This is a genomic window from Microvirga massiliensis (assembly GCF_001006805.1).
Lineage (GTDB): Bacteria > Pseudomonadota > Alphaproteobacteria > Rhizobiales > Beijerinckiaceae > Microvirga > Microvirga massiliensis.
Window position 1 is genome coordinate 12,373 of the sequence record NZ_LN811350.1, and the last position, 26,125, is coordinate 38,497.

The window sequence follows — 26,125 nt, forward strand, 5'->3', positions numbered from 1 at the left end:
CTTGACGGGAGAGGTCGACGCCCGAAGGGCGGCGGGTGAGGGTGGCAGCGCCAACGTAACAGGCACAGCGCTGCACTGCGCGCGACATCGCAGAACGAACGCGAATGACCGACGACGTCCCGCCGCGACGAGTGCCGAAGCCCGTCACGGAAGCCTATCTCCAGCGCGTCGCGCTCGCCTATCTCGAGCGCTTCGCGTCATCCTCCGAGAATCTGAAACGCATTCTGCAGCGCCGGGTCGCGCGACGTTGCCGGCTGCGTGACGAAGACCCGGCGCCGTTCGCACCGATGATCGAGGCCATCGTCGAGAAGAGCCGGAGATCCGGGCTCGTGAACGACCGGCAATATGCCGAGAACCGGGCCGCGACGCTCCGCCGGCGCGGAGGCTCGGCGCGCGCGATCGGCGCGAAACTCGCCGCGAAGGGAATCGATCGCGAGACGATCGCACAGGCGCTCGAGGGCGAGCCCGAGGACGAGGAACGCGCAGCGCACGCCTTCGCGCGGCGCCGCCGGCTCGGCCCCTACAACCGGGGAGATCGAAAAGCAGCGCGGGCGAAGGATCTCGCATCCCTCGCCCGCGCGGGATTTTCCTATGATGTCGCGCGGCGCGTGATCGATTCCGAGCCGCAGGACGAGTGAACCGCTACATCGCAGCCTTGCGATAGGCGTCGACGACCGCCTGCCCGTCGGGGCCGGCCTTCTTGAGCCAATCCTGCGTGAGCTGCTCGCCGATCTTCTCGAAGCCGCTCTTCAGCTCGGGGCTCGGCGGCAGCACCTTCATGCCCTTGGCGGCGAGCTGATCGGTGTACCACTTCGTCTTTTCCTGAGCGAGCTTCCAGCCGCGATCCTCGGCAACCTGGGAGGCCTTCAGAACGGCCTCCTGGCTGGCCTTGTCGAGTCGATCGAAGGCCGCCTTGTTGACGAAGATCATGTTCTTCGGGAGCCAGGCCTGGGTGTCGTAGAAATGCGAGAGCGATTCCCAGACTTTCGCATCGTAACCCGTCGATCCCGAGGACATGAACGAGTTCACGACGCCGGTCGCCAGAGCCTGCGGGAGCTCCGCCGCCTGGATCGTGACCGGCTGAGCGCCGACGAGCTCCGCGATCCGCGCCGTGCCGACGTTGTAGGCCCGCCACTTCAGACCTTTCATGTCCGCGATGCTGTTGATTTCCTTGTTCGCATAGATGCCCTGCGGCGGCCACGCGACGGCGAAGAGCAGCATCAGGCCCTGGCTGGCGAGCTTCTTCTCGAGCACCGGCTTCTGCGCAGCCCAAAGCTTGCGCGCTTGGTCGAAGGAGGTCGCGAGGAACGGCACCACGTCGACGCCGTAGAGCGGATCCTCGTTCTCGTGCAGCGACATCAGGACTTCGCCGATCTGCGCCTGCCCGGTCTGCACGGCGCGCTTGATCTCGGGCGCCTTGAAGAGCGAAGCATTGGCGTGAACCGTGATCTGCAGCTTGCCGCCCGTCGCATCGGCGACGTCCTTCGCGAACTGCACCAGGTTCTCGGTGTGGAAGTTGTCGGACGGATAGGCGGCCGGCAGGTTCCATTTGGTCTGCGCGGTTGCCGGCATTGCGAGCGCCACGGCCCCCGCGAGCCCGAGCATCAGACGTGGGATCAGTTTCATGGTTTTGTTCTCTCCTTGGGACCCCGATCGTAGCCGGTGAGACTGCGCACGCAAATATGCTCTTCACGCGAGAGTGAATGCGGGTCCTGCTCCCCGGCGCATCATGACCGCGTTTGAGCGCGGAATGCCTCCCCGAATTCCCGGAGCTCGGATGCGTTCAGATCGGAGACCGCCCAGAGGGTCATTCCGTTCTCGGTCCAATGCAGGACGTTGTAGCCCTCGCGGGACAGGTGGTCGGGCGAGGATGCCGGCTGCGCGCCCTCGGAGCCGGGCCAGATGAACACGTTGATGACATGCTCCCGGCGCCGGAAGACGAGCGCGGCGACGGCGCGCCCGGATACGTAATCGAGCCGCCCGCCGACGAGGGGAAAGCCCGCGCTCGTCAGATCGACGACCGGCGGCGAGAAATCCAGCTTGCCGGCAAACCAAGGCTTCACCGTATGCTGATCCGAGGTCTGGACATCGGTCAGGTGATCGACCTGGAGCGATCGGACGTGCCCGGCGACGAGCTCGTTCACCGGATCGGGCCCTCGGAAGGGAGTTGCGATAAAGAGCGCGAGGCTCGCGGCGAGCGCCAGCCCCGAGGCGCCGATGGTCCACCGGCGCCAGGAATCCGGCCGGCGCGGTACAGCACGACGGCTCTCCGCCTGTCCGGTCGGGGCTTCCTCTGCCGCATCGAGCGCGGCGAGAACGCGGGACCGGAGCGCATCGGGAGCGCGCCGAGAAACATCATGGGTCCGGATCGCCTGCCGGAGCGAGCGGTATGTCTCATACTCCGCAGCGCAATTCGTGCAGGTGGCCAGGTGCTCGTCGCATTTCAGCGCATTCGCGGCGTCGAGCTCGCCGTCGAGCAATCCGTGCATGAGCAGCTTCATGTCAGCGCAGCTCGTCATGCCCTTTGCTCCCGGTTGGAATCGTGGCGGCCTCTCCACATCCGTTCCAGCATCTCGCGCGCGCGGGCGAGCCGCGACATGACGGTCCCGATCGGCGCGCCGGTTGCAGTTGCGATCTGTTGGTACGAGAGCTCTTCCAGCTCCCGGAGAACCAGCGTCTCTCGAAACGGCACCGGGAGGGCCTCGATGAGATCCCGCATGCATCGGCTCTCGTCGCTTCGGAGGAGCGCCGTCTCGGGGGTCTCCTGATCCGGATCCCAGATCTCTCGCCCGGGCTCATCCGGTTCGCGATCACCGCCCAGATAGGCTTCCAGGGAGACGGTCCGGCCGGAGCCACGGGCCCTTGCCTCTGTGAGGAAGACGTTGCGCACGATCGCGAGCAGCCAGGCCTTGGCGTTCTCTCCACGGTAGGTCCCGAAGGCGCGCAGGGCACGCACGAAAGCCTCCTGCACGACATCCTGGGCGAGGTCCTCGTCCCGCGCGAGGTAGCGCGCAAGATTGTAGGCTGCATCGAGATGGGGCAGCATGAGATCGCGAAAGCCTGTCCGGGCTTCGGTGCTCGCTGCGCCGCTGCCGTCAGGTACCGAAGAATCGGCTTGGCCGTGCACGGCCATCGGAAGAGCCTGTCCTGGTCTGGCGAGCGCCGCGTCCTCGCCTCGCGGCCGGGCTCGCTTCCCCGAACGGGGAGTGACCTCGACCGCTCCATCGGCGCCCCAACGCATATCCTGCGCTCTGGTCGGGAATATGGCTCCGGACATGCTCTGCACCTGGCCAGCATCGGACCCCGTCGTGACGCGGCGAGGCGAGGAATTATTCCCAGCCGACTGCATCTTCCGGCCGCCCAAAGACCAGCCGCGAAGACTCACGATGGTGAGGCTCCGCTTGCCTTCACGATAATCTTCCCGACCATGTGCGGATGAAGGGAGCAGAAGTAATCGTATTCGCCCGCGGCCGTGAAGGTGAACGAGAAGCTCCCATCGGTGTCGAGGGCCTTCGACCGGAAGGAGTGATCCTGCGCGACGATGGTGTGCGGAATGTCGTCCGCATTGGTCCACGTCACCGTCGTACCGGCCGTCACGGTCAATGTCGGCGGCGAGAAGGTGAAGTTGTCGACGCTTACTTGTGCTGCCCTCGTCGCTGGAGCCGTGGCTTGCAACGACTGTGCCTGCAGTCCGGTTGCGAACGCCAGGCCTCCGAAAGCGAACGTCAGGAGCGCAGCAAAAGCGCGGATAAGCGTGAAGCCATTCGACATGACACGATGTCCTATGGAGTTTCGAATTCCAGGCCTGGAAGCGACCGGGGCTGATCGCCCCGGTCGCACCGTCTCAGGTGACCAGGGGCGTATCGATGATGGCGAGGGGCTTGCGGCCCTGGACGAAGTTGACCGTCGTCACGCCGAGGAGCTTGCGCAGTTCGCCGGCCGGAACCTTCAGCGGCCCCGGTGAGGCGGCCGTTCCCGGTGCGGGCTGCGGAAAGGCGGTGGAGCGCGCCGTGTGGAACGCGACATTGCCCTCGACCTTCTGCATGATCTGATGGATGTGGCCGTTGAGCACGGTCACCGAGCCGAAGCGCTGCAGATACGAGAGCGCGCGGGCACCGTCCTCCGTGCCCCATCCCCATTCCGGATAAACACTCCAGAGCGGGATATGGGCGAAGACCACGATGGGCGTGCTCGCGGAAAGCCCTTTCACATCATCCTCGAGCCATTCGAGCTGCTCTTCGCCGAGATTCCCGAGCCCGCCGGCCTTCAAGTCGACGACATTGACGAGGCCGATGAAATGAACGCCGCCGCGATCGAAGCTGTAATAGCCGGCACCGCGCGTCCCCGCGCCGTAGCGCGCGAGATAGGCCTTCCCGTTATCCTCGTCGATCAGATCGTGCTCGCCGGGCACATAGAACACCGGAATCCCGACTTCCCTGATGATCTGGTCGGCATCGTCGAACTCTCTCTCCTTCGAGAGGTGACTGATGTCGCCGGTGTGGATCAGGAAGGAGGGCTTCGCAGGCATTGCCTTGATCGTCGCAATGGCTTCCCTCAGGGTCGAGAGCGCGTCCGGATTCGCGGGCTTGTCAAAGCCGACATGGCTGTCGCTGATCTGCAGGAAGGTCAGATCGTTCGCCGCAAGCGCGCTTGCCGCTTCGGCGCTGGAGAGGCCGAACGAACGCGGCACGCCGGCGCTCAGCATCCAGATCACGCCGGTTCCGGCCCATGTCATGCATTCGAGAAAACCACGACGGTCGATGCCGTCGTCTTCGTCGCTGGGTGAGTTCTGGTCGGTCGGGTCTTTCATCGGGAGTTCTCCTGACGAGAGTTCGCCCCCCGCTCCCTAGACCCGTCGAACTCCCGGATTATTCCCGGCACATGCGCACAATGCCGAAGATAGTTCCGATGTCGTGCGCGATGGCCGAAGAGATTTCAGAACGTGAATCCGGAGCGGCTGCACACGTCCCCGAACAGCGATCTCACGCAGCTCGGCTCCCGGAATGTCGAGACCCGAAGATCGAACGGTGGCATCGGATGCAATCAGAACCGAGCCGAATTCCTTGTTGAGCGCTTCCAATCGGCTCGCGACATTGACGCTGTCGCCGAGCGCCGTCACGCCTCGCTCCTGTCCTGCGCCGATCCGTCCGAGGACGACCGGGCCGGTGTGAATCCCGATTCCGATTCGAAGCGGTTGCGGCAGGGTGGAGCGGAATTCCACATTCAGCTCGTCGAGCGCCGTCAGCATCGCCTGCGCGGCCTCGAGCGCCTCGCGGCTTCCCGAACGTCGCTCTGACGTTTCGTCGAACACCGCCATGATGCCGTCGCCGAGGAACTTGTCGACCCTGCCGCCATGACGACGGATCTCCTGCTCCATGGCTTCGAAATACCGGTTCAGGAGAAACACGGTATCGTACGGATAAAGGCTCTCGGCGAGCTGCGTGAAGCCACGCAAATCAGCGAACAGAATCGTGACGCGCCGCTCGACGCCCCAGCGATCATCGTCCTGGACAACTCTTGGCGTAGACGCACGAAGCGGGATCAGCGGACGGACCGTCAAGGGATGGGACGGTCGGATCTGGCAAGCCAATCGAACGCCCGGCGGTGCCTTGATCCGAAGCAGCGCGGAGGCCTCCGTCACATCGGGAGGAGGCAGGCGTTCACTGCCTTCAAGGACGAGCACCCGGCAGGTCGTGCATCGTCCGCGGCCACCGCAAACCGACGCATGCGGGATACCGGCAGCCCGGCTGATCTCGAGGAGCGTGGCGCCCGCTTTGCCCTTCACCTGGCGGCCGCCGGAATAGACGATGGCCGGTCCGCTCCCGAGTCGGCCGGCGAGACGCGTCGTCACGATCATGGCCGAGACGATGAGGGCCACGCCCCAGATCACGGCCTCTGTCCGATCGATCAGGCGTGCTCTCGCGTCGAGCAAAAGTCCGGAGAGCGGCGGCGCCTCGACGTGCGTCAGGGCAAGACGCCGCGCGCCCTCGATCCAGCCGGTCAGCGCCAGCACGGGAACCAGGACCGCGAAGGCGAGCAGGAGCGGGCTCCAGGCCCGATACCAATTCTTGAGTCGCACCCAATGGTGCAAGCCGATCATCGCGTGGAGCCAAACGATGACGAGGAGAAGCGATTGCGACAGCGCCTTGGCGGGCCACAACAGGCGCAGTTGCGTCACATAGGTGGGCTCCACGCCGTACAGAGCGCTGAGCCCGCGCGTGCTCATCACGTGACCCGCCGCGAGAAAGGGAATCGACAACCCCAATGCGATCTGAGCGGCCTCCCAGAGCGGCATTCGCCACGTGCGGCGGTTGGCGAGCTTCCAGAGCGCCAGGCCGATATGCACGGCAACGGCTCCATAGAGGAGAAGCGTTCCCGGCCATGATTCCCAAATCGCCCGGCGCACCATCTGCGCTTGCTGCATCGCCTCGAGCGAGACATGCCCGAGCGCGTGGTTCAGAAAGTGCGTGAGCACGAAGGCGAACAGGACGAGGCCGGATGTCGATCGCCAAGCCTGAGGAATGCATAGCCGCAGCAGCACGATCCGGATCGGGCCCGGTGCTTCCGCGGCTCCGGTGCCTGCATCCGTCGCGGACACACGCGCCTTGCGAGCCATGCCAGCGGGCGGGCCGGCAGCTCCGGCACGGGTTTCTGCGCCGTTGACGAGGGTCAGCATCGGTGAGCGTCACCATGCATCAGGCAGGATTGCACTGGGCGAATGCATCACGCTGCGTTCCGTCCCGAGCGGTCGGTGGATTTCGGGCCCGTCCGCCAAGACCGGCGCGGGACGCGATTTATTCCCGTACGGTCCGGCCGCCTGGTCCCGGAGATGACGAGGCCATTTCGAATCTGGCCGTGTCTCGCACCCGGACCGTCGTTCGGGGTCTTAGACCAAAGTCGTTTCGACGAAGGGTCAATTGCACGGGAGCATTCGAGCGATAGGCTTCGTGTCGTTCAGGAGTGCATCTGCCCCCTCGCATGGTGAGGGCGAGACCGACCCGGAGGCTCCGCCGTCCTGCGTGAATGGCCAAGGGAACGACCATGGTTTCTACAGTCGCGACGCCTCTCGCGGAGGCGCAGGCGCGGCCGATGACGCGCGAGGAAGAAGGTCATCCTCGCCTCATCGCTCGGTACCGTCACGATGGTCTATGGCCCGATCGCGGCGGCCCTCGTCGAGTCCTTTCCGACGCGGATCCACTATACGGCGATGTCGCTGCCCTATCACATCGCCAATGGCTGGTTCGGCGACCTCCTTCCACCGGCCGCCTTCGCGATGGTGGCCGCAACAGGGGACATCCTCTTCGGCCTGTGGTACCCGATCGTGATCGCGCTCGCGACTTGCGTAATCGGCCCGATCTTCATGCCCGAGACGAAGAACCGGGACATCTTCGCCTTCGAGGGCAACCGGCAGGACTGACGAGGCGGATTCGTATCCATCCGTCGTTGTGAGCCGGAGGCGTGATGCACAGCCCCTCCCGCCACACCGCACCTCCGTCATTGCGAGACGAAGGCGAAGCAATCTACCCGACGACGGATGTGCCGCTGGATTGCTTCACTTCGTTCGCAATGACGGTGAGGGTACGAGAATGGGGGAGCGCCGCACCGGCCCGGAATGACGGGGAGGATTGCGCGAGGAGCATCATCGGCATAACCACCGTCCCGGCAGGGGGCCTCGGGAACCGGAAGAGACCGGTCGCATTCTGGACCTCCGACCAATGCAAGACGGCGATGACGGGACTCTCGGCACAGCCGAAAGCGGTTCCGAATTCAAGCTATGGAGTGCTCCGTGTCATCAACTCCCAAGGCCATGCTCGACGAGCCTGCACCGACCGATCCGAGCGATCAGGCGGGACTGCAGAATCCCGAACATGGCCTGCCCGAGAGCTTCGGCGAGGGATGGCGGGGCCGGATCCTGTTCTGGATTGCCGTCTCCTTCTCAATCTTCCAGATCGTCACCTCCTTCGGCGTTCCCCTGGACCGCCCGCTCGTCGGCGGGCTGACGCTGATCTGGGTGACCACGGCCGCGCTCGTCGTCTGGGCTGGCTATCTCGTCTGGCAGCGGATCCGTGGCCTGCCCGTTCTCGACGGCGTTCTCGCCCTTGCGGCCGTTGCGCTCGCATTCGGCATCGTCGAGAAATTTAGCGGCAGCCTGCCGAGCCAGGTGGTCCGCACGATCCACGTCGGATTCCTGTGCCTCGTGGCCGCGGCGATGCTCGCCAACCATCGCGCCGGAACAACGGCCATGCGGGTCATCCTCTGGCTCGTCGGTCTCGTGGGCTTCGCCGTCGGGCTCTACCACTGGGCGCAATATTACGATCTCGTGAACCGGACCGGCGATCTCACGCGGCTCGACATGGCGACCGGGATTGCGGCTCTTGCGGTTCTCTTCTATCTCGTCTGGCGGGTCATGGGCCCGGCCCTGCCGATCGTCGCCGGCACCTTTCTGGCCTATTGCCTCTTCGGGCACCTGCTGCCGGCGCCCTATGACCATCGCGGCTACGCGCTTGATCAGGTCATCGAGCACATGTCCTTCGGGACGGAGGGCATCTACGGCGTCCCGACCCTCGTCTCGGCGACCTACATCTTCCTCTTCATCCTGTTCGGCGCCTTCATGGAGAAGGCTGGGGTCATCGACTTCTTCAACGACATCTCGATGGCCGTCTTCGGCGACAAGCGTGGCGGGCCCGGCAAGGTCTGCGTAGCGTCTTCGGCGCTGATGGGCACGGTGTCGGGCTCCGGCGTCGCCAACGTCGTCGCGTCCGGCCAGTTCACGATCCCGCTGATGAAGCGCTTCGGCTTTCCGGCGGCTTTCGCGGGCGGCGTCGAGGCGACATCCTCGATGGGCGGACAGATCATGCCGCCCGTCATGGGGGCCGTGGCCTTCATCATGGCCGAGACGATCGACGTGCCCTATGCCGATATCGTCCAGGCCGCGATCATTCCGGCAATCCTGTACTTCCTGGCCTGCTATCTCGCAGTCCATCTCGAAGCCGGCAAGCGCGCTCTGCACGGATTATCGAAGGACGAGCTTCCGAGTGCCCGCGAAGAACTGCGTAAGAAGTGGTTCCTGGTCACACCGCTCGGTGTTCTCGTCTATCTCCTCTTCGCGGGCTATACGCCGCTCTTCGCAGGCGCAGTCGGTTTGTCGCTCACGGTCGCGCTGATCCTCGGCATCGCCATTGTCGCCGGCCTCGCAGTGCCGGCACTCCGTGTGGCGTTCTGGATCGGGCTGGCGCTCGTCTCGGCAGCCTCGCTCGGCACTAGCGTGGTCCTCGTGCTGGCGGTCGTCGCAGTCCTGGCGGTGTGGAACGCGTTCTCGGGACGCGGCAGGCTGACTCTCACAGCCTGCGTCGAGGCGCTCGCAGACGGCGCGCGGCAGGCGCTCCCGGTCGGCCTCGCCTGTGCGGTCGTGGGCATCGTCATCGGCACGATGACGTTGACCGGGCTCGGCACGATCGTCGGCAACTGGATGATCTCGATCGGCAAGGACAACCTGCTCCTCGCGCTCATTCTGACGATGGTGTTCAGCCTCATCCTCGGCATGGGCATTCCGACGATCCCGAACTACATCATCACGTCGTCGCTCGCCGCGCCGATCCTCCTACAGCTCGACGTGCCGCTGATCGTCTCGCACATGTTCGTCTTCTATTTCGGGATCATGGCGGATCTCACGCCGCCCGTCGCGCTCGCGGCCTTTGCGGCCGCGCCCATGGCGAAGGAATCAGGACTCAAGATCGGCTTCCAGGCCGTGAAGATCGCGCTGCCGGGATTCATCGTGCCCTATATGGCGGTTTACGATCCGGCCCTGATGCTGCAGCCCGTGCCCGGTCTGGATGGCGTGAGCTACTGGCTGTCCGTCGCCTACATCAGCTTCAAGACGGTTCTGGCGCTCGGGCTGTGGGGCGTCGCTGCCGTCGGGTATGGACGCGCATCCCTCTACTGGTGGGAGCGAATCCTCGCCGCGATCGCAGCCGCCTTCCTGGTCGCCGCGCTCCCGATCACCGATGAGATCGGCTTCGTGCTGGCCGCGTTCCTGATCGGGATTCACCTGTGGCGCACCAACACGCGCGCCGATGTCGCGGTGAGCGGGTAGTCTGTATCGTCATTGCAGGTCGTACACACAACCCACTACGACACACCCCGTCATTGCAAGCCGCGGGCGAGGCGATCCATCCTGAGACGGGTAGATTGCGTCACTGCGTTCGCAATGACGATGAGGGCGTGAGAGCGGGAAGAGCACTGCCGGAAACGGTAAGAGGCGCCAGATCCTCTACCGTCATTGCGAGCCGAAGGCACGATGCACCACCCTTTCCGCTGCCTCTTCGTCATTGCGAGCCGCAGGCGAAGCAATCTACCCGTCGACCAATGTGTCGCTGGATTGCTCCGCTGCACTCGCAATGACGGAAAAGTATGCCATCACTCCGCAAAGGCCAGACGGGGCAGGAACAGGGCGATCTGCGGAAATGCCGTGATGATTGCGACGGCCGCGACGAGGAGCAGGAAGAACGGGAGGGCAGCCCGCGCGATCACGAAGCTGTCGCGGCCCGACATGTTCTGCAGCACGAAGAGATTGAATCCGACCGGCGGCGTGATCTGCGCCATCTCGACGAGGATGATGAGGTAGACGCCGAACCAGATCAGGTCGAAGCCTGCCTGCTTGATCATCGGCAGCACGATCACGGTCGTGAGCACGATCATCGAGATGCCGTCGATGAGGCATCCGAGGATGATGTACATCACGGTAAGCGCCGCGATCAGCGTATAGGGCGAGAGATGCCGTGCCTCGACCCACTCCGCGAGAGCCGCGGGGATTCCCGTATAGGCCATCGCCGCCGTCGTGAAGGAAGCGCCTGCAAGGATGAGCATGATCATCCCGGTCAGCCGTGTCGCGGCGAGCAGGCTCTCCTTGAAGGTCGTCCAGGTGAGCGTGCCCGACCAGGCCGCGAGTAGGAGGGCTCCCGCGACGCCGTAGGCGGCGCATTCCGTCGCGGTCGCCAAGCCGAACATCAGCGCCGCGAAGATCGCGAGGATCAGCAGGATGCAGGGCAGGATCTGCGCCGACGCGCGGATCCTTTCCGAGAAGCTGGTCGGCGGATCGGCCGGAGGCGTCTTGCCCGGATTCAGGAGAGACCAGCCCGCGATGTAGCCGGAATAGAGCAGCATCACCATGAGACCGGGCAGGAAGCCGGCCAGGAAAACCTGCAGGATCGAGACATTCGCCGCAACCGCATAGACTACCATCGGGATCGATGGCGGAATCAGCAGACCGAGCGTACCGGAGCCCGCGAGCGAGCCGAGGCTCAGATTGTCGTCGTAGCCGCGCTTCTTCAGCTCGGGCAACGCAATCTTGCCGATCGTCGCGCAGGTCGCGGCAGACGATCCCGACACCGCTGCAAAGATTCCGCAGCCGACGACGTTCACGTGCACGAGCCGCCCGGGAAGCCGGTTGAGCCAGGGCGAGAGGCCCTGGAACATCTGCTCCGAGAGGCGCGACCGGAAGAGGATTTCGCCCATCCAGATGAAGAGCGGCAACGCCGTCAGCGTCCAGGATGCGGAGCTCGCCCAGACGCTCGTCGCGAGCACGGGGCCGATCGGCACGTCGGTCGCGATCAGCATCGCCCCGAATCCGACAGCGACGAGCGAGAGCCCGATCCAGAACCCGCCCGCGAGAAACGCGAACAGGAGGCCGAGGAGCACAAGGGCCGTATTGACGAGACCGACGTCCTGCATGGCCTCAGACTCCCCCTTCGGCGACGCGCGCGACGACCTCTTCGGGGGTCGTGGGCGCCGGCTTCTCGTAGCGAGGAGCGTTGCCGCGCAGCACGTGCACGAGCTCGTCGGCGAAGGCGATCGTCAGGATCACGAGCCCGACCGAGTAGCCGAGTTGCGGGATCCACAGAGGGACCGCGATCACGCCCTGCGACATGTCGTTAAAGCGGTAGCTGTCATAGGTCATCATCACCGCGTACCAGGCGAAGAAGCCGGTCAGCGCCGAACCCGCAGCGAGGCAGACCCGCTCCACGATGCGCCGCGCGCCCGCCGGGAGCCGGTCGATGATGAGGCCGACGCGGATGATCTCTCCGGACCGGAATGTGTAGGCGAGGCTCAGGAAGGCGAGCGCCGCCATGCACCAGGCTGCGAAATCGTCTCCTGCGGGAATGTTGAGATTGACCTCGCGACCGAGGGACAGGCCCAGCATGAGCAGGAAGATCGCGAACAGAAAGAAGGCCGCGAGATATCCCGAGAAACGGTAGAGCGCGTCGAGGCAGGTTCGGATCATCGAGAAGACCTTGCGCCACGGGTCGAAGCGCACGGAGGAAGGGTGACCGGGCGCGCGTCCGGGAGATGCGAGATATGCGGCGAGGTTTGAGGCATCGGGACCATTCGCGGCGGCCGGTTCATGGAGGCAAGAGCCCGGCCATGCACGCCTTTGCGCTTACGACCGGCGGGCCGAACTAACGGCATAGCTGCTCCCAGGGCAAGGCGCCCAGCACGCCAAATTCGATGCCGCGCACGCCGCTCTCCCGTACCCGACCGTCAGCTGTCCCCACCGAGATCGACCGGAACAGGGTCCGTCGTAGCCGCTGCGGCGATCGCAACGGTGATCCCGAATGCGGTCCCGCGCGTTGTCGAAACGATCGAGAAGGATATGGCTATGCCCTCGAAAACACCTCCCGCGAGCACGATGGACATGTTCGACCAGGGCCCGAAATCGCTTGAGGAGCTGAACGCCCTGATCGAGCGCGCAGGCCCGCTCGTTCCGGGCGCGACGCAAGCCGTCTTCGGCGAGGGGCCGGTCGGCGCGGATGTGGCCTTCGTCGGCGAACAGCCCGGCGACCAGGAGGACCGGCAGGGCCGGCCCTTCGTGGGACCGGCCGGTCAGTTGTTTCGGCGCGCGTTGGCGGAAGCCGGCATCGACCAGGACCACGCCTACCTCACGAATGCCGTGAAGCATTTCAAGTTCGAGATGCGCGGCAAGCGTCGGATCCACGTGAAACCGACGGCCGGCGAGGTCAAGCATTACCGGCCCTGGCTCATGAAGGAGCTGGAGTTCGTGCGCCCCAGGCTCGTCACGGCGCTCGGCGCCACGGCCGTCCTGGCGCTGACGGGCAAACAGACCTCCGTGATCCGAGCGCGCGGGCGGGCCGTGCTCGCGGGCTTTCCCGGATACGTCACCGTTCACCCGTCATATCTGCTACGGCTGCCTGACGAAGAATCGAAGCGCGCGGGCTACGAGGCCTTTCTGCAGGATCTCCGCAACATCGCGCATCTCGTGAATGCCGATCCCGAGACCGGCGAGCTGCCACAAGCCGCGCAGTGAAGGCTCTCGAGGAGCTGGATGACCGGAGAGGCCCATGAGGCAGATCGGCAGCGCCGTGATTCTGGCCATGACGCTGGCCACGGGTTCGTCTTCAGCGACGGTTCCGCCGGCACGGGACGGAGAGATCGCGATCCGGGAGGAATTCGACGCGGCCCGCCGGCTCGGGACACGCGCCGCCTACGACCAGTTCATCGCCCGCCACCCGGATCATCCGCTCGCCGCGAAAGCCCGCTCGGAGCGCGCCAAACTGAAGCATTGAGCCCAGCCTCCCGGTCATATGCGGCCCGAGGCCGATGGCGCGCCCGGGCCGAGAGGCTTAACGACCCGTTAAACCGCCACAATTAGGGTGCTCGACACCACGAGGGCCGGACATCGACCGGCGTGGGGATGAGGAGCAGATGGCGAACGGGCGCGGTCGGCAAGAGCCGACGTTCGAGACGCGCGCCGACGCGGGAAGGCTCGATCTGAGCCTTTCGCCGGAAGACCGGGCTGGAGGCGGCATGGCGCGACGCGGTGGTTCGCGGGGCGGGAAATCCAAACCCTCGCGTCGAGGACGATCCGGCAGCAGACGGCGCTCGCTGCTCGGCCGGCTGTTCTACGGCCTCGCCGTGCTCGGCCTCTGGGCCGTCATCGCGGTAGCGGGCATCATCGCCTATCACGCGGCGCAACTGCCTCCCATCGACCAGCTCGCCGTTCCGAAGCGCCCCCCGAATATCGCGATTCTGGCGGCGGACGGCTCGCTAATCGGCAATCGCGGCGAGACCGGCGGCCAGACGGTCTCGATCAAGGAACTCCCGCCCTATCTCCCGAAGGCCTTCGTGGCCATCGAGGACCGGCGGTTCTACGACCATTTCGGCATCGATCCGCTCGGGATCACCCGCGCGGCCTTGCGCAACGTGACCAACCGCGGCGTCTCCCAGGGTGGCTCGACCCTCACCCAGCAGCTCGCCAAGAACCTGTTCCTCACCCAGGAGCGGACGATCTCGCGCAAGATCCAGGAAGCGATTCTCGCTCTCTGGCTCGAGCGGACTTATTCCAAGGACGAGATCCTCGAACTCTATCTGAACCGGGTCTATTTCGGAGCAGGGGCCTACGGAATCGAGGCGGCGGCGCATCGCTATTACGGGAAGCCCGCGAAGGCGATCACCCTCCCCGAGGCGGCCGTGCTGGCCGGTCTCGTCCAGGCTCCGTCGCGGCTCGCGCCGAACCGGAACCCGCGCGCCGCACAGGAACGCGCCGAGCTCGTCCTCGCGGCCATGCAGGAGCTCGGCTTCGTCACGCCCTCCGCCATGAAGAACGCGCTGGCCCAGCCCGCGCAGGTACGCCGGGGCGGATCAGGTTCGGCGAATTACGCCGCCGACTACGTGATGGACGTCCTTGAGGATTTCGTCGGCACGATCGACTCGGATATCGTCGTCTCGACGACCCTCGACACCGCCATGCAGGCTGCCGCCGAGCAAGCCGTCTCAGAGGAACTCGCGGCCAAGGGGGCGCGCTACAAGGTGAGCCAAGGCGCCCTCGTCGCCATGCAGCCGGACGGCGCCCTCAAGGCGCTGGTCGGTGGACGGGACTACGAGGCGAGCCAGTTCAACCGAGCCACCGCCGCCCGCAGACAACCGGGATCGGCCTTCAAGCCGTTCGTCTATCTGACCGCGATCGAGCGCGGGCTCACGCCCGACACTGTCCGCGACGATGCCCCCTTCAATTACCGGGGTTGGTCCCCGGAGAATTTCTCGCGGGATTATCGCGGTCCCGTGACCCTGCGCGAGGCGCTGGCGCTCTCCTTGAATACGGTGGCGGCCCGTCTCGGGGTCGAGGTCGGGCCGAAGGCCGTCGTGCAGACGGCGCAGCGGCTCGGGATCACCTCGCCCCTGCAGGCGAACCCCTCGATCGCCCTCGGAACCTCGGAGGTCACTCCGCTCGAGCTCGTTGCCGCCTTTGCGGCCTTCGCGAATGGCGGAACCGGCGTGATCCCGTTTGTGATCCAGCAGGTCAAGACCGCCGACGGCAAGGTCCTCTACAGGCGCCCGCGCGGCGGTGGCCTCGGCCGCGTGATCGACCCCGCTGCCGTCGCGATGATGAACGACATGCTCCACCAGACCTTCGTGGTCGGCACCGCGCGCAAGGGCGAGATCCCGGGCTGGGAGAGCGCCGGCAAGACCGGCACCTCGCAGGAGCACCGCGACGCCTGGTTCGTGGGCTATACCGGTGCGCTCGTCGCAGGCGTCTGGCTCGGCAACGACAGCGGCGAGCCCACGAAGCGCCTCTCCGGGGGCAACCTCCCGGTCGAGCTCTGGAGCACCTTCATGAAGGCGGCGCTGAAGAACAAGCAGCCGGTGCCGCTCCCCGGCGCGCCCCGCGGGGAGTACGAGACTCCGGTCGCGAGCGGCCCGCAGCCGGGCTCTGCTACGGAGCGCGGCGACAGAGGCCCGATTGCGCGGGCCGATCGGAACTTCCTCGAGCGGCTCTTCGGGCTCTACTGAGCTCACGGGGCTGTGGGCCTCGCCTCCTGCCGGCGCTCACGTCCGATGGGAAAGAAGATGGCGGTCGACTGACGCTCACGGATCGAGTTGCGAGCCATGTGGCGGCGCGGGGCGCCGAGGCAGAACGGGATGTGTCGGGGGTCGGCTGGTGTCCGGAGCCGGTCAGCCGAAGCGATGCAACTCGCTTCCGTGGCGCTTGAGCCACTCCTCCGCTTCGTCCGTTTGCGGGAAAACCGTTTTGACGAGGCGCCAGAAGCGAGGAGAGTGATTCAGCTCGCGCAGGTGAGCCACCTCGTGAGCTGCGAGATAATCCAGGACCATCGGCGGAGCGAGGACGAGCCGCCACGAGAAGCTCAGGGCGCCACGCGCGGAGCAGGATCCCCAGCGACTTGTCGTATCGCGCACCGTGATCCGCTTCGCGGAGACGCCGAGCCGCGTGCAGTAGCGCTTGACCGCAACGGCGAGGTCCCGCTTCGCTTCGGCCTCGAGAAATTCCCTGACTCGGCGCGGAACGTGAGGCGTCTCGCCGAACACTTCGATCGCCGGCCCATCCGGCCCCTCTACAACGCGGGTCGTGCCGCGGGCAGCCGGTCGGTGAATCACGCGGTGCGCGACCCCGCGGAGCGGCACGACGGCGCCTGGCTCGAATGCGATGCGCGTCGGAACCCGCGCGAGCCGCGTTGCGATCCAAGCCCCATGAGCCTCCGCGAAGCGCTGGGCCGTGCCGAGATCGGCGCGCTCCGGGATCGTGAGGACGACCTCGCCGGTCGCGCTGGAGACGCGGAGCGTAATCCGCTTCGCCGTCGGGCGTCGCTTGAGAGCGATCTTGAAGGCCTCTCCGGCGTGCTGGATTTTGAGTTGAGGGGGGTCCGCAGGAATGCGGCGGAACAGAGCGAATCTCATGTGGGTATGTTGCCCCGCGGACCCGTATTCTGTCAGCGCAGCGGTTTGCCGCGACCGTGAACGGAACAAGAACCTTGACACCCGTGATCGTGCCCTTCTCGCTCGCCGGCGGACACGCGCGGACGCGGTCGAGTCGCGGCGGACGAGTTCAGGCGCCGATCCTATGCTACTGTATTCGTGAGACTTTTCTCAGGCCAAGCGGAGCTTCGGGGCTGGACGTGTCCCTGCGGATGCCGCCTGGTGGGTCAGGATGAAATCGGCGATACGCGGGGCGACCTCGGCGCGGAATCGGGAGCCGTTGAAGACGCCGTAATGGCCGACCCTCTCCTGGAGATGGTAGGTCTTCTTGTCCGACGACAGGTTGGGCGTCAGATCGAGCGCCGCCAGCGTCTGCCCTACCCCGGAGATGTCGTCCTTCTCGCCCTCGACGGCCATGATGGCGCAACGCTGGATCGCACTGAGGTCGACGGGCTTACCGCGATGCATCATCTTGCCCCGCGGGAGTTCGTGCCGCACGAAGACCTTGTCGACGGTCTCCAGGTAGAACTCGGCCGTGAGATCCATGACGGCGAGATACTCGTCGTAGAACTCCCGGTGCTTCTCCGCGGAGTCGCCGTCACCTTCCACGAGATGTTTGAACATCTCGTAATGGGCGGAGAGATGGCGATCGATGTTCATCGCCATGAAGCCCGAAAGCTGCAGGAATCCAGGGTAGACATCGCGCCAGAAGCCCGGATTGCCCGGTGGGACCTTGACGATGCAATGGCGCTCGAACCACTCGATGCCCCGCTTCTCGGCCAGGGCATTCACCGCGGTGGGCGAGCGCCGCGTGTCGATGGGACCGCCCATCAGCGTCATCGAGAGCGGAACGGCCGGATCCTTCTCGGCCTCCATGCGGGCGATCGCAGCAAGGACGGGAACGGACGGCTGGCAGACGGCCATCACGTGAAGATCCGGCCCGAGCTCCCGGAACATGTCGATCAGGTAATCGATGTAGTCGTCGAGACCGAACGGCCCGTCGGAAAGGGGAACGTGGCGCGCATCGATCCAGTCGGTGATAAAGACCTGATGATTCGGCAGGAACGTATCCACGGTTCCCCGGAGCAGGGTCGCATGGTGGCCCGACATCGGCGCGACCATCAGGACCTTCGGCTGGGCCTTGGGCTGGCGAAGGGCGCGCTCGAAGGCGACGACGCGGCAGAAAGGGCGCTCCCAGACTACGCGCTCGGAGACCGCTACGCGCTCGCCGTCCACGAGAGTGCTCGTCAGGCCGAATCCGGGCTTGTCGTAGCGTCGGGTCGTGCGCTCGAACAACTCGCAGGCTGCCGCTACGGTACGGCCGTAACTCGTATGCGTCAGCGGGTTGTAGGGATCCTCAAAGAGGCGCTTCGTACCCTCGCTCGCGGCCCGAGCCGGGCTGAGGAGCAGGTGTGCAGCTTCGTACCAGTAGTAGGTGAGGTTCATTTCTACCCCTGAGCAGCGGAGCTCCATTCTGTCGCAGATGCGAGCCGAGTGGCGTCTCAACCGGTCTCTGGAACGTAAAGTTCCATTCTGAGGAATTCAATCAACGCAAAGGTTAATAGGCCGTTAGCATCGGAGTGTGATCTTTTTGCCTCTGTGGGGCACCGGCAGAGGTGGAGTCTATCCCAGCGGGATGGGACAGTGGTGCAGATGTCATCGAAAGCGGGCCCCGGCCTCCTCGACCATGCTCGAATGGCCGGGTACGCCGGTTTCGTTGGACGGATCGGCCGGTAGCCCTATCATCCGCCCGGATGAGCCCGTTCCGCGGCCCCTGCCCTTGGGCGCGGGAGCTGGTGATTTCCTCTCGAATGGATCGATCGGCAGCCGGCATGGTGGAAATCAGGCCATCGGATCTAGCCCGCGATGCGAGGCGGCTACGCCTCGACACGCTCGTGCGGCTGCGATGGCTGGCGATCATCGGTCAATCCGCAGCGGTGGGCGGCGTGCAATTCGGGCTAGGCTTTGCCCTGCCCTTCGGCCTCTGCTTTGCCGTGATTGCCGCATCGGCGCTGCTGAACCTCGTCCTCCGGATCCAGTTTCCGGCCAGCCACCGGCTCGGCGAGAACGTGGCGACCTTGCTCCTCGGCTTCGACATTCTCCAGTTGGCCGCTCTCCTGTATCTCACTGGCGGCCTGCAGAACCCGTTCTCGATGCTGTTCCTGGCGCCGGTCCTGATCTCCGCGACCGCCCTGCCTCCCGAACGGACGTTGGGGCTCGGGATCCTGGCGATCGGCTGTGCGACCCTGCTCGCTCTCGTCCACGAGCCTCTGCCCTGGGCTCGGGGCGAGCGCCTGACCATGCCGTTCCTCTACGTGACGGGCATCTGGACGGCTATCCTGCTCGGGGTAGTCTTCACGGGTATCTATGCCTGGAGGGTTGCCGAGGAGGCCCGACTGCTCGCCCAGGCCCTGGCCGCGACGGAGCTCGTGCTCGCCCGCGAACAGCATCTCAGCCAGCTCGACGGCCTCGCGGCGGCAGCCGCGCACGAACTCGGGACCCCGCTCGCGACGATCACCCTCGTCGCAAAAGAGCTCGATCACACTCTTCCCAAAGAGGGCCCCGTCGCGGAGGACATCAAGCTCCTGCGAGAGCAGGTGGAGCGCTGCCGGAACATCCTGACGAAGCTCACGTCTCTCGGGCAGGATCCTTCCGCATTCCTCGAGACCGTGCCGCTGTCGGTCCTGATCGAGGACATCGTCGCTCCGAACCGATCCCTCGACACGGCTATCGAGATCCGAAGAGAGGGCCTCGGCCCGGAGCCCCTGTGCCGCCGCAACCCGGGCGTCGTGTTTGGACTCTCCAACATCCTCGACAATGCGGTAGATTTCGCCTCGAGCTCGGTGGTCGTCGAGGCGTACTGGAATGCCGAAGAGGTGCGGATCGAGATCAGCGACGACGGCCCCGGCTATGCCCCAGAGGTGCTGCTGCGGGTCGGCGAGCCCTATGTCACGACCCGCTCGGCCGTCCTGCGCACCGAGGAGGGCGGCGGGTCCGGGCTCGGTCTCGGGCTGTTCATCGCCAAGACCTTGCTCGAACGGTCCGGCGCGCAGCTCCTCCTCACGAACGCGGCGCCCCCCGTAACCGGAGCGCAGGCGCGGATCGTTTGGACGCGTCAAGCGTTTGAACGGGGAGCAGCATCGCGGTCGCAGGGGGTCTCCGGCGGCCCCGTGAATCAGGGCGAAACCCTTCCTATATGAGGGTTGAGCCCTTTAGGCCCTGCAAAGGGGCCCGCATCTGGTTCTGGAGGGCGGACTCAAGGAGCACAGCGTTGAGCCAGGGAGACGTATCGATGGTTGACGCGCCGATGCCTTTAGAGGCGCGCGCCGACAAGAGCCTGCTGATCGTCGATGACGATCGTCCTTTCTCCACCCGTCTCGCACGAGCCATGGAGGGCCGAGGTTATGTGGTCCGCGTCGCCGAGAGCGTCGCCGACGGGATCTCGGCGATCGAGAGCGAGCCACCGGCCTTCGCGGTGATCGACATGCGACTCGGGGACGGCAATGGGCTCGACGTGATCGAGCGCCTGAAGGAGCGCCGGCCCGATGCGAGAGGGGTGATCCTCACGGGCTACGGCAATATCGCAACCGCCGTGACGGCCGTGAAGCTGGGCGCCTTCGACTATCTCGCGAAGCCCGCCGACGCCGACGAGATCCACGCAGCCCTCATGGCCGGGCCGGACGAGCGGGCGGTCCCGCCGGAGAATCCGATGTCCGCCGACCGGGTGAGGTGGGAGCACATCCAGCGCGTCTACGAACTCTGCGGCCGCAACGTCTCCGAGACCGCCCGTCGCCTCAACATGCACCGCCGTACGCTCCAGCGCATTCTGGCGAAGCGCGCGCCCCGCTGACGAGGCGCGCACCGGCTCCTCGTCTTCCGCCCCGCGGGAGACGCTCAGATCGTGCTCAGCCGAGCCTGCGGATCGGCGAGCGCATGCAGCGTTCCGGCAGCGAGACGCGCAAAACTCAAGGTGACGGCCTTTCGCCGTGCGCCGGACAGAGGATGACGTTGGGCTTCCCGGAGAATGGCCGCGTCGAAGGCATCGGCAACGATCAGGCCCCGATCATCGGGCATGATGTCGAGCGGTAGTCCCTCGGGTACCGCGAAATAGAACGCATCACAGAAGCATTCGTAATCCGGCCATTTCCGGTCGGCGCGGAAATCCGCGACGCTCGACTTGATCTCGATGATCGTCAATTGCCCCTGTGGCGAGAGGGCGATCACATCCGCCCGGCGCCCATTGGCCAGGGTGAACTCGGGAAGCGTCACGTGGCCGAGGCGCGCAAAGAGGCGGCGGACGCCCCGCTGAATTGCGGCCGCCGTGGGCGATTGACGGCCGTCTACGGGCAGAACGATAGCAGAATCAGCCATGGCGCGAGACTCGCGCCTCTGCGGCCGGGCCGCAATGGCGGGATTGTCGCGCGCTCCGCAAAGGTCAACGGTCACGACGCCCTTGCATCCTCCAGGACAATGGCAGCGCCCTTCTCGGCGATCATGACGGTCGGGGAATTGGTATTGCCCGACGTGATCCGCGGCATCGCCGACGCATCGATGACCCGCAGCCGGCCAATGCCGCGCACGCGCAGCCGCTCATCCAGCACGGCCATCGGATCGGAGGAGACGCCCATCTTCGCAGTGCCGACCGGATGGAAAATGGTGGTGCCGAGATCGCCGGCCGCTTGAACGAGGTCGTCGTCTCGCGTGAGATGGGCGCCGGGCCGGTACTCCTCCGGTCGATAGCGAGCCAGAGGAGCCTGGGCAACGATCCGCCTCGTGATTCGCAAGGCATCGACCGCGACTCGCCTGTCCTCGTCGGTCGACAGGTAGTTCGGCCGGATCGATGGTGGCGCAAGCGGATCCGGCTTCACGATATGGATGCTGCCGCGGCTCGACGGGCGCAGGTTGCAGACGCTCGCCGTGAAGGCACCGAACGGGTGCATGCCCTCGCCCCATTTGTCGAGCGAGAGCGGCTGGAAATGGAATTCGAGATTGGCCGTCGCGTAATCGGGCGACGAGCGCGTGAAGGCGCCGAGTTGCGAAGGCGCCATCGTGAGCGGGCCTCTGCGGAGCAACGCATATTCGAGCCCCATCTGCGCGCGCCGCCAGAGCTTCGCATAATCGGTGTTGAGGGTTCTGACATCATGGACCCGGTAGACCGGACGGATCTGCAGGTGATCCTGCAGGTTCTCGCCGACCCCCGGGAGGTCATGGGCGACCTCGATTCCGAGCTTCGAAAGTCTCGCGGGAGCACCGATCCCGGACCGTTCGAGAATCGTCGGCGAGGCGACCGCACCTGCCGTCAGGATCACTTCGCCCGAGGCGCGTGCCAGAAACCGCTCGCCTCCCCGGGAGAAGACCACCCCTTTGGCCTCGCGCCCCTCGAGCGAGACCGTCTCGACGTGAATGCCGGTTTCGAGGCGCAGATTGGGTCGCGACAACGCCGGCTTGAGGAAACCGCGCGCCGCACTCCACCGGCGGCCGCGCCGCTGGTTGACCTGGAAATACGAGGTGCCCTCGTTGTCGCCGGTGTTGAAGTCATCGATCTTTGGGATGCCGGCCGCCGCGGCCGCCTCCCGGATCGCATCGAGAATGTCCCAGCGGATCCGGGGATGCTCGACCCGCCATTCACCGCCGCTGCGATGGAGATCATTCGGCGGGGATTCGTGATCCTCGTGCTTGAGGAAGAAGGGCAACACGTCGTCCCAGCCCCAGCCCTGAAGTCCGAGTTGGCGCCAGCCGTCGTAATCGGCCGCCTGGCCGCGCATGTAGATCATCGCGTTGATGGCGGATGACCCGCCGATCACCTTTCCGCGCGGATAGGCGAGCGCGCGGTCGTTGAGCCCAGGCTCGGCCTCGGTGGTGAACATCCAGTCGGCACGGGGATTGCCGATCGCGAAGAGATATCCGACCGGGATGTGGAACCAGATCCAGCGGTCCAGCCCTCCGGCCTCCAGGACCAGCACCCGATGGCGCGGATCGGCGGACAGCCGGTTGGCGAGCACGCAGCCCGCCGAGCCCGCGCCGACGACGATGTAATCGTAAATCCCGAAATCCTGCATGTCGCTCCTCGCTGGCTCCCACGATAGCGCGGGAGGAGCGCAATGAGCGAGCCGCAGTGGCGCACCACGGCTTTGCGCTCCGGCGAGGATGCCTGAGGGCGCACACTTGCAGGGAAGTGCACGAGATCCGGGACGATCACCGTGCCGGGGCCCGCGTCCAAAGTCGGCTGACCAGCCCCTGCCGTATCGAGGGCCGTCAATGCAGCATGAGCGTGCGGGGGCTCAGATCGTCGATCATTTCCCTGAGACCTTCCAGGTGCGGATTGAGCGAGAGCGCGATCTGGAACGCCGCCCGGGCCTCGTTGAGATGCCCGTGCCGGAGGCAGATCTGTCCAAAACCCGAAACCGCTCCGAAATGGCGCGGCTCGAGTTCGAGAGTCTTCATGATGTCTCGCGTGGCATCCGCATCGCGGTTCTCCACGAAGGCCAGGGTCGCACGCTTGTTCCAGGCTTCCGCCCAGTCGGGGTAGCGCAGGACCAGCTCATCGAGGAGCGGGCGGGCCTCGCCGAGCGCGCCGTCTGCCAGCGCCTCGACCGCAGCGCCCATGCTCTCTTCGGCCTCACGATCCTCGTGCGAGATCCAGATCGCCCAGATGAGCTCCTCGATCTCGTCCGCCGCCTGCTTCGTCCGAGGGGCTGCCAGCGCCCGGAAAAGGCCATCGAGCCGGCGCGGCAGGCTCGAGGCCGGGCGACGCCCGGAAAGATCGAGGATGAGCTGGAAGGCGCAATCGATCGGCGGTCGGAACAATGCTTCTTTGCCAAGCATCCGTTGCACTCCGGCAGGCCCTGGCCTCGGAGAGGCTCACGCAACGGAACCTAGAGCATGCCTTTGGGAAGGGGATGTTGATCCGGGCCGAATTTCGGCCGGCGGCAGGCGGATCCGAGCGTATGCAGCCTGGAAAGACCGTGCTCGCAGCGAACAAGATTGTCTGCCGCGTCGCCCGGAGGACTGTTCCTCCCAGCCGCGCTTGGTTAACGTTGCCTGTCGGACTGTCGAATTGGACCGGACGGAACGATGGGACGCGATCTCCTGCCTCTTTCCCCTGATAGTCTGGCGACGGCCGCTGCACTCCTCCTGCTGCCGCTCGGCCCGTCTCTCCTCGCCACAACGGTGACCAGCTCGGCGTCCGTCGCCCCTCGTTGCGCCCGCTCGGCGCGGGCTCTCGTGCCGAGCCGGGAACTGGAGGAGGCATGACCCGGTTTGCCGAGAGGGTGCTCCGTGATGGGTGTGCCAGCGCACATGCGCTGGCTGACGATTCGGGTCAGAGTGCGCCGATGGCGGTGTGTGCGTTAACCCATGATAACGCGCTGCGAGTGCGCTTCTGGGGAACTCGGGGGTCTACTCCTGTTTCCGGACCCGAATTCCTGCGGTTCGGGGGCAATACCCCTTGCGTGGAGATCCGTTGCGGGAAACGGCTGTTCGTCGTCGATGCCGGGACCGGACTCCCCTTCTTCGGGGCTTCCCCGGAGGCCGAACTCCCTTCCGAAATCGACATTCTGCTCAGTCATTTCCACCTCGACCACATCGGCGGGCTACCGTTCTTCAAGCCCGCGATCCTGGATCCGGGATGCACCATCCACACTTGGACCGGCCACCTCGACGGAGGGGATGCCAGGGATCCTCTGGACCGGGTGTTCTCGCCACCCACCTTCCCGCTCCAGCTCGATTCCCTGCCGGCCCGCTTCGTCCACCACGGCTTCAAGGCCGGAGAGCCGCTCACCTTCCGTGACGGCATGGTCGTTCGTACCCACCCTCTCAACCACCCGGGTGGAGCGACGGCGTACCGCTTCGATCACGGAGGGCGGGCGGTCTGCTACGTGAGCGACCTCGAGCACAGGGACCCATGGCCGGATCCCGGCCTCGCAGCCTTCGTGCAAGATGCGGATCTCGTCATCTACGACGGCATGTTCTCCTCGCAGGAATACCAGCCGTGCCAGGGCTGGGGCCACTCGACCTGGGAAAAGGGGGTCGAGCTGTGCCAAGCCGCCGGCGTGAAGGCGCTTGCCATTTTCCATCTCTATCCCGGGCACGATGACGATTTGCTGCTGGCCCGGGAGGCGGAAATCCAGAAGGTGATGCCGAGCGCCTTCATCCCGTGCGACCGGCAGGCCGTCGCCTATCACCCGATCTGCATGCGCGACTCGGATTCCCTTGCGGACGCAACGGGCCGCCTTAAGGTGGCGAACGGATAGCTGCCACCCAAACCGATTTCATGCCTGATTCGTGCTTCGGCCGGATTCTCCGGCCCTCCTGCGCCTGCCGATGCCGGAGCTGATCTATCCGGCCGTCGCGGCGGTCAGCGCGGGACTCTGTGCCCTTCTCATCATCGCGCTTCATCCATTGCTGGTGCGCTATGCGATGGCACGCCCGAATGCACGATCGAGCCATCGTGTTCCGACGCCGCAGGGTGGCGGGCTGGCGGTCATTGCGGCGACCTTCTTCGTCGCCGGAGCGATCCTGGTCGGGACGGGTCAAGGGCTTGCTGGGCCCGCGAGCGTTGCCGCGGCCGGCGCCCTCCTCGCTCTCCTCGGAGCGGTCGACGACATCAAGCCGCTCCCGGCAGTGCCGCGGCTTCTCGTTCAGTTCTTTGCGGTCACTACGGTCGTCGTCGCCTCGGAGGTGCAGATCTTTCCCGAGGCGGTTCCCTCAAGTGTCGAGCGGGCGATTCTCGTTTTTGCAGGCGTCTGGTTCGTGAACCTCGTCAACTTCATGGACGGCATCGACTGGATTACGGTCGCCGAGGTGGTGCCGATCACGGCCTTCCTGGCCTGTCTCGGAGTTGTCGGCCTCGTGCCTCCAGTTCCGGCGATCGCCGCAGCTTCGCTATGCGGCGCGATGCTCGGCTTTGCGCCGTTCAACCGGCCGGTCGCGCGGCTCTTTCTCGGGGATGTTGGCTCTCTTCCGATCGGCCTGATCCTGGGATGGCTGTTGCTCGAGCTCGCCACCACCGGCGCCATCGTCGCCGCTATCCTTCTCCCTCTCTATTATCTGGCGGACGCCACGATCACGCTCCTGAGGCGCCTCGTCGCCGGCGAACGGATCTGGGAGGCGCACCGCACGCACTTCTATCAGCGCGCCTCGGACCATGGCTTCTCGATGCTCGCGGTGAGTGGGCGGGTCTTTGGGTTGAACATCGTCCTCGCGGTCCTCGCGGGAGTGACGATCCTGTGGCCGCAACCGGCCGTCCAGATGCTCGCCCTGGCAGCCGGGGTCGTTGCTGTGACGCTTCAGCTGCGCCGCTTTGCCGGGTACGGAGGGATGGTGTGGGGATGAAACCTGCCCTTGCCCTGCTCTCCAGTGCGACAGGCAGCGCCTTCGCGACGGCGCTGCGCCGGTTTTG

22 protein-coding genes and 2 pseudogenes are annotated in these 26,125 nt (G+C 65.6%); 11 read left to right on the forward strand and 13 right to left on the reverse strand.

Annotated elements, in window-relative coordinates; genetic code table 11:
* Positions 1 to 104 precede the first annotated feature (104 nt).
* A complete protein-coding gene (locus tag BN1233_RS00050; RefSeq protein ID WP_046861512.1) occupies positions 105 to 638 on the forward strand; it encodes a regulatory protein RecX in 534 nt (177 codons plus the stop codon).
* A 4-nt stretch (positions 639 to 642) separates the two neighbouring features.
* On the opposite strand, the gene BN1233_RS00055 is transcribed toward BN1233_RS00050, so the two are convergent.
* From BN1233_RS00055 to BN1233_RS00080, 6 genes are all read right to left on the reverse strand, one after another.
* Positions 643 to 1,626, reverse strand: a complete 984-nt coding sequence (locus BN1233_RS00055; RefSeq protein WP_147706905.1) for a TRAP transporter substrate-binding protein — start codon at positions 1,624 to 1,626, stop codon at positions 643 to 645.
* A 101-nt stretch (positions 1,627 to 1,727) separates the two neighbouring features.
* Positions 1,728 to 2,519, reverse strand: coding sequence for an anti-sigma factor family protein (locus BN1233_RS00060; protein ID WP_046861513.1), 792 nt, complete (start codon positions 2,517 to 2,519; stop codon positions 1,728 to 1,730).
* The gene (locus BN1233_RS00065) at positions 2,516 to 3,277 is read right to left on the reverse strand and encodes a sigma-70 family RNA polymerase sigma factor (RefSeq protein WP_244470881.1); all 762 of its coding nucleotides are present in this window, start codon (positions 3,275 to 3,277) and stop codon (positions 2,516 to 2,518) included. The genes BN1233_RS00060 and BN1233_RS00065 overlap by 4 nt, the downstream gene beginning before the upstream one ends.
* Positions 3,278 to 3,381: 104 nt before the next feature.
* Positions 3,382 to 3,771 carry a cupredoxin domain-containing protein gene (locus BN1233_RS00070; RefSeq protein ID WP_082145075.1) on the reverse strand — a complete coding sequence of 130 codons (390 nt, stop codon included), beginning with the start codon at positions 3,769 to 3,771 and terminating at the stop codon, positions 3,382 to 3,384.
* A 73-nt stretch (positions 3,772 to 3,844) separates the two neighbouring features.
* On the reverse strand, positions 3,845 to 4,810 hold the full coding sequence (locus BN1233_RS00075; protein ID WP_046861514.1) for a metallophosphoesterase family protein: 966 nt from the start codon (positions 4,808 to 4,810) through the stop codon (positions 3,845 to 3,847).
* 36 nt (positions 4,811 to 4,846) lie between these two features.
* Positions 4,847 to 6,676: an adenylate/guanylate cyclase domain-containing protein gene (locus BN1233_RS00080; RefSeq protein ID WP_063776695.1), complete on the reverse strand. Its 1,830-nt coding sequence runs from the start codon at positions 6,674 to 6,676 to the stop codon at positions 4,847 to 4,849.
* A gap of 459 nt (positions 6,677 to 7,135) precedes the next feature.
* Between BN1233_RS00080 and BN1233_RS00085 the strand changes: the two are divergent.
* Both BN1233_RS00085 and BN1233_RS00090 read left to right on the forward strand, forming a co-directional pair.
* Positions 7,136 to 7,417 (forward strand): annotated as a pseudogene (locus tag BN1233_RS00085) (MFS transporter); the annotation flags it as partial.
* A 390-nt stretch (positions 7,418 to 7,807) separates the two neighbouring features.
* Complete coding sequence (locus tag BN1233_RS00090) at positions 7,808 to 10,093, forward strand: TRAP transporter permease (protein WP_147706964.1); 2,286 nt, start codon at positions 7,808 to 7,810, stop codon at positions 10,091 to 10,093.
* A 323-nt stretch (positions 10,094 to 10,416) separates the two neighbouring features.
* Here the strand turns inward: BN1233_RS00090 and BN1233_RS00095 are convergent, their stop codons facing one another.
* Both BN1233_RS00095 and BN1233_RS00100 read right to left on the reverse strand, forming a co-directional pair.
* Entirely contained in the window at positions 10,417 to 11,730 is a 1,314-nt protein-coding gene (locus tag BN1233_RS00095; protein WP_046861516.1) for a TRAP transporter large permease, read from the reverse strand.
* Positions 11,731 to 11,734: 4 nt separating this feature from the next.
* Positions 11,735 to 12,280 (reverse strand): TRAP transporter small permease, encoded by a 546-nt coding sequence (locus BN1233_RS00100; RefSeq protein WP_046862284.1) that lies wholly within the window; start codon positions 12,278 to 12,280, stop codon positions 11,735 to 11,737.
* 306 nt (positions 12,281 to 12,586) lie between these two features.
* On the opposite strand from BN1233_RS00100, the pseudogene BN1233_RS00105 reads away from it, so the two are divergent.
* From BN1233_RS00105 to BN1233_RS00115, 3 genes and pseudogenes are all read left to right on the forward strand, one after another.
* Positions 12,587 to 13,321, forward strand: a pseudogene (locus BN1233_RS00105) (UdgX family uracil-DNA binding protein); the annotation flags it as partial.
* Between the two features lie 34 nt (positions 13,322 to 13,355).
* Entirely contained in the window at positions 13,356 to 13,580 is a 225-nt protein-coding gene (locus BN1233_RS00110; protein WP_046861517.1) for a hypothetical protein, read from the forward strand.
* Positions 13,581 to 13,719: 139 nt separating this feature from the next.
* Positions 13,720 to 15,804 carry a transglycosylase domain-containing protein gene (locus BN1233_RS00115; RefSeq protein ID WP_046861518.1) on the forward strand — a complete coding sequence of 695 codons (2,085 nt, stop codon included), beginning with the start codon at positions 13,720 to 13,722 and terminating at the stop codon, positions 15,802 to 15,804.
* Positions 15,805 to 15,966: 162 nt separating this feature from the next.
* Here BN1233_RS00115 and BN1233_RS00120 read toward each other — a convergent pair whose 3' ends face one another.
* Together BN1233_RS00120 and BN1233_RS00125 are read right to left on the reverse strand one after the other, a co-directional pair.
* Positions 15,967 to 16,707: a M48 family metallopeptidase gene (locus BN1233_RS00120; RefSeq protein ID WP_046861519.1), complete on the reverse strand. Its 741-nt coding sequence runs from the start codon at positions 16,705 to 16,707 to the stop codon at positions 15,967 to 15,969.
* A 189-nt stretch (positions 16,708 to 16,896) separates the two neighbouring features.
* Positions 16,897 to 18,171 (reverse strand): polyhydroxyalkanoate depolymerase, encoded by a 1,275-nt coding sequence (locus BN1233_RS00125; protein ID WP_046861520.1) that lies wholly within the window; start codon positions 18,169 to 18,171, stop codon positions 16,897 to 16,899.
* Between the two features lie 386 nt (positions 18,172 to 18,557).
* Here BN1233_RS00125 and BN1233_RS00130 point away from each other — a divergent pair, with 386 nt between their 5' ends.
* Together BN1233_RS00130 and BN1233_RS00135 are read left to right on the forward strand one after the other, a co-directional pair.
* A complete protein-coding gene (locus BN1233_RS00130; RefSeq protein WP_046862286.1) occupies positions 18,558 to 19,925 on the forward strand; it encodes an ActS/PrrB/RegB family redox-sensitive histidine kinase in 1,368 nt (455 codons plus the stop codon).
* Positions 19,926 to 20,017: 92 nt separating this feature from the next.
* Positions 20,018 to 20,575, forward strand: a complete 558-nt coding sequence (locus tag BN1233_RS00135) for an ActR/PrrA/RegA family redox response regulator transcription factor (protein WP_046861521.1) — start codon at positions 20,018 to 20,020, stop codon at positions 20,573 to 20,575.
* A gap of 44 nt (positions 20,576 to 20,619) precedes the next feature.
* On the opposite strand, the gene BN1233_RS00140 is transcribed toward BN1233_RS00135, so the two are convergent.
* From BN1233_RS00140 to BN1233_RS00150, 3 genes are all read right to left on the reverse strand, one after another.
* A complete protein-coding gene (locus BN1233_RS00140; RefSeq protein WP_046862287.1) occupies positions 20,620 to 21,096 on the reverse strand; it encodes an MmcB family DNA repair protein in 477 nt (158 codons plus the stop codon).
* A gap of 71 nt (positions 21,097 to 21,167) precedes the next feature.
* The gene (locus tag BN1233_RS00145; RefSeq protein ID WP_046861522.1) at positions 21,168 to 22,784 is read right to left on the reverse strand and encodes a GMC family oxidoreductase; all 1,617 of its coding nucleotides are present in this window, start codon (positions 22,782 to 22,784) and stop codon (positions 21,168 to 21,170) included.
* Between the two features lie 196 nt (positions 22,785 to 22,980).
* A complete protein-coding gene (locus BN1233_RS00150) occupies positions 22,981 to 23,550 on the reverse strand; it encodes a tetratricopeptide repeat protein (protein ID WP_048709016.1) in 570 nt (189 codons plus the stop codon).
* A 249-nt stretch (positions 23,551 to 23,799) separates the two neighbouring features.
* Between BN1233_RS00150 and BN1233_RS46540 the strand changes: the two genes are divergently transcribed.
* The 3 genes from BN1233_RS46540 (at position 23,800) to BN1233_RS00160 (ending at position 26,058) form a co-directional block, all read left to right on the forward strand.
* Positions 23,800 to 23,979 (forward strand): hypothetical protein, encoded by a 180-nt coding sequence (locus BN1233_RS46540; RefSeq protein WP_048709014.1) that lies wholly within the window; start codon positions 23,800 to 23,802, stop codon positions 23,977 to 23,979.
* A gap of 80 nt (positions 23,980 to 24,059) precedes the next feature.
* Positions 24,060 to 24,977 (forward strand): MBL fold metallo-hydrolase, encoded by a 918-nt coding sequence (locus BN1233_RS00155; protein WP_046862289.1) that lies wholly within the window; start codon positions 24,060 to 24,062, stop codon positions 24,975 to 24,977.
* Positions 24,978 to 25,008: 31 nt separating this feature from the next.
* Positions 25,009 to 26,058 carry an MraY family glycosyltransferase gene (locus BN1233_RS00160; RefSeq protein WP_425311663.1) on the forward strand — a complete coding sequence of 350 codons (1,050 nt, stop codon included), beginning with the start codon at positions 25,009 to 25,011 and terminating at the stop codon, positions 26,056 to 26,058.
* The last annotated feature ends 67 nt before the right edge of the window (positions 26,059 to 26,125 follow it).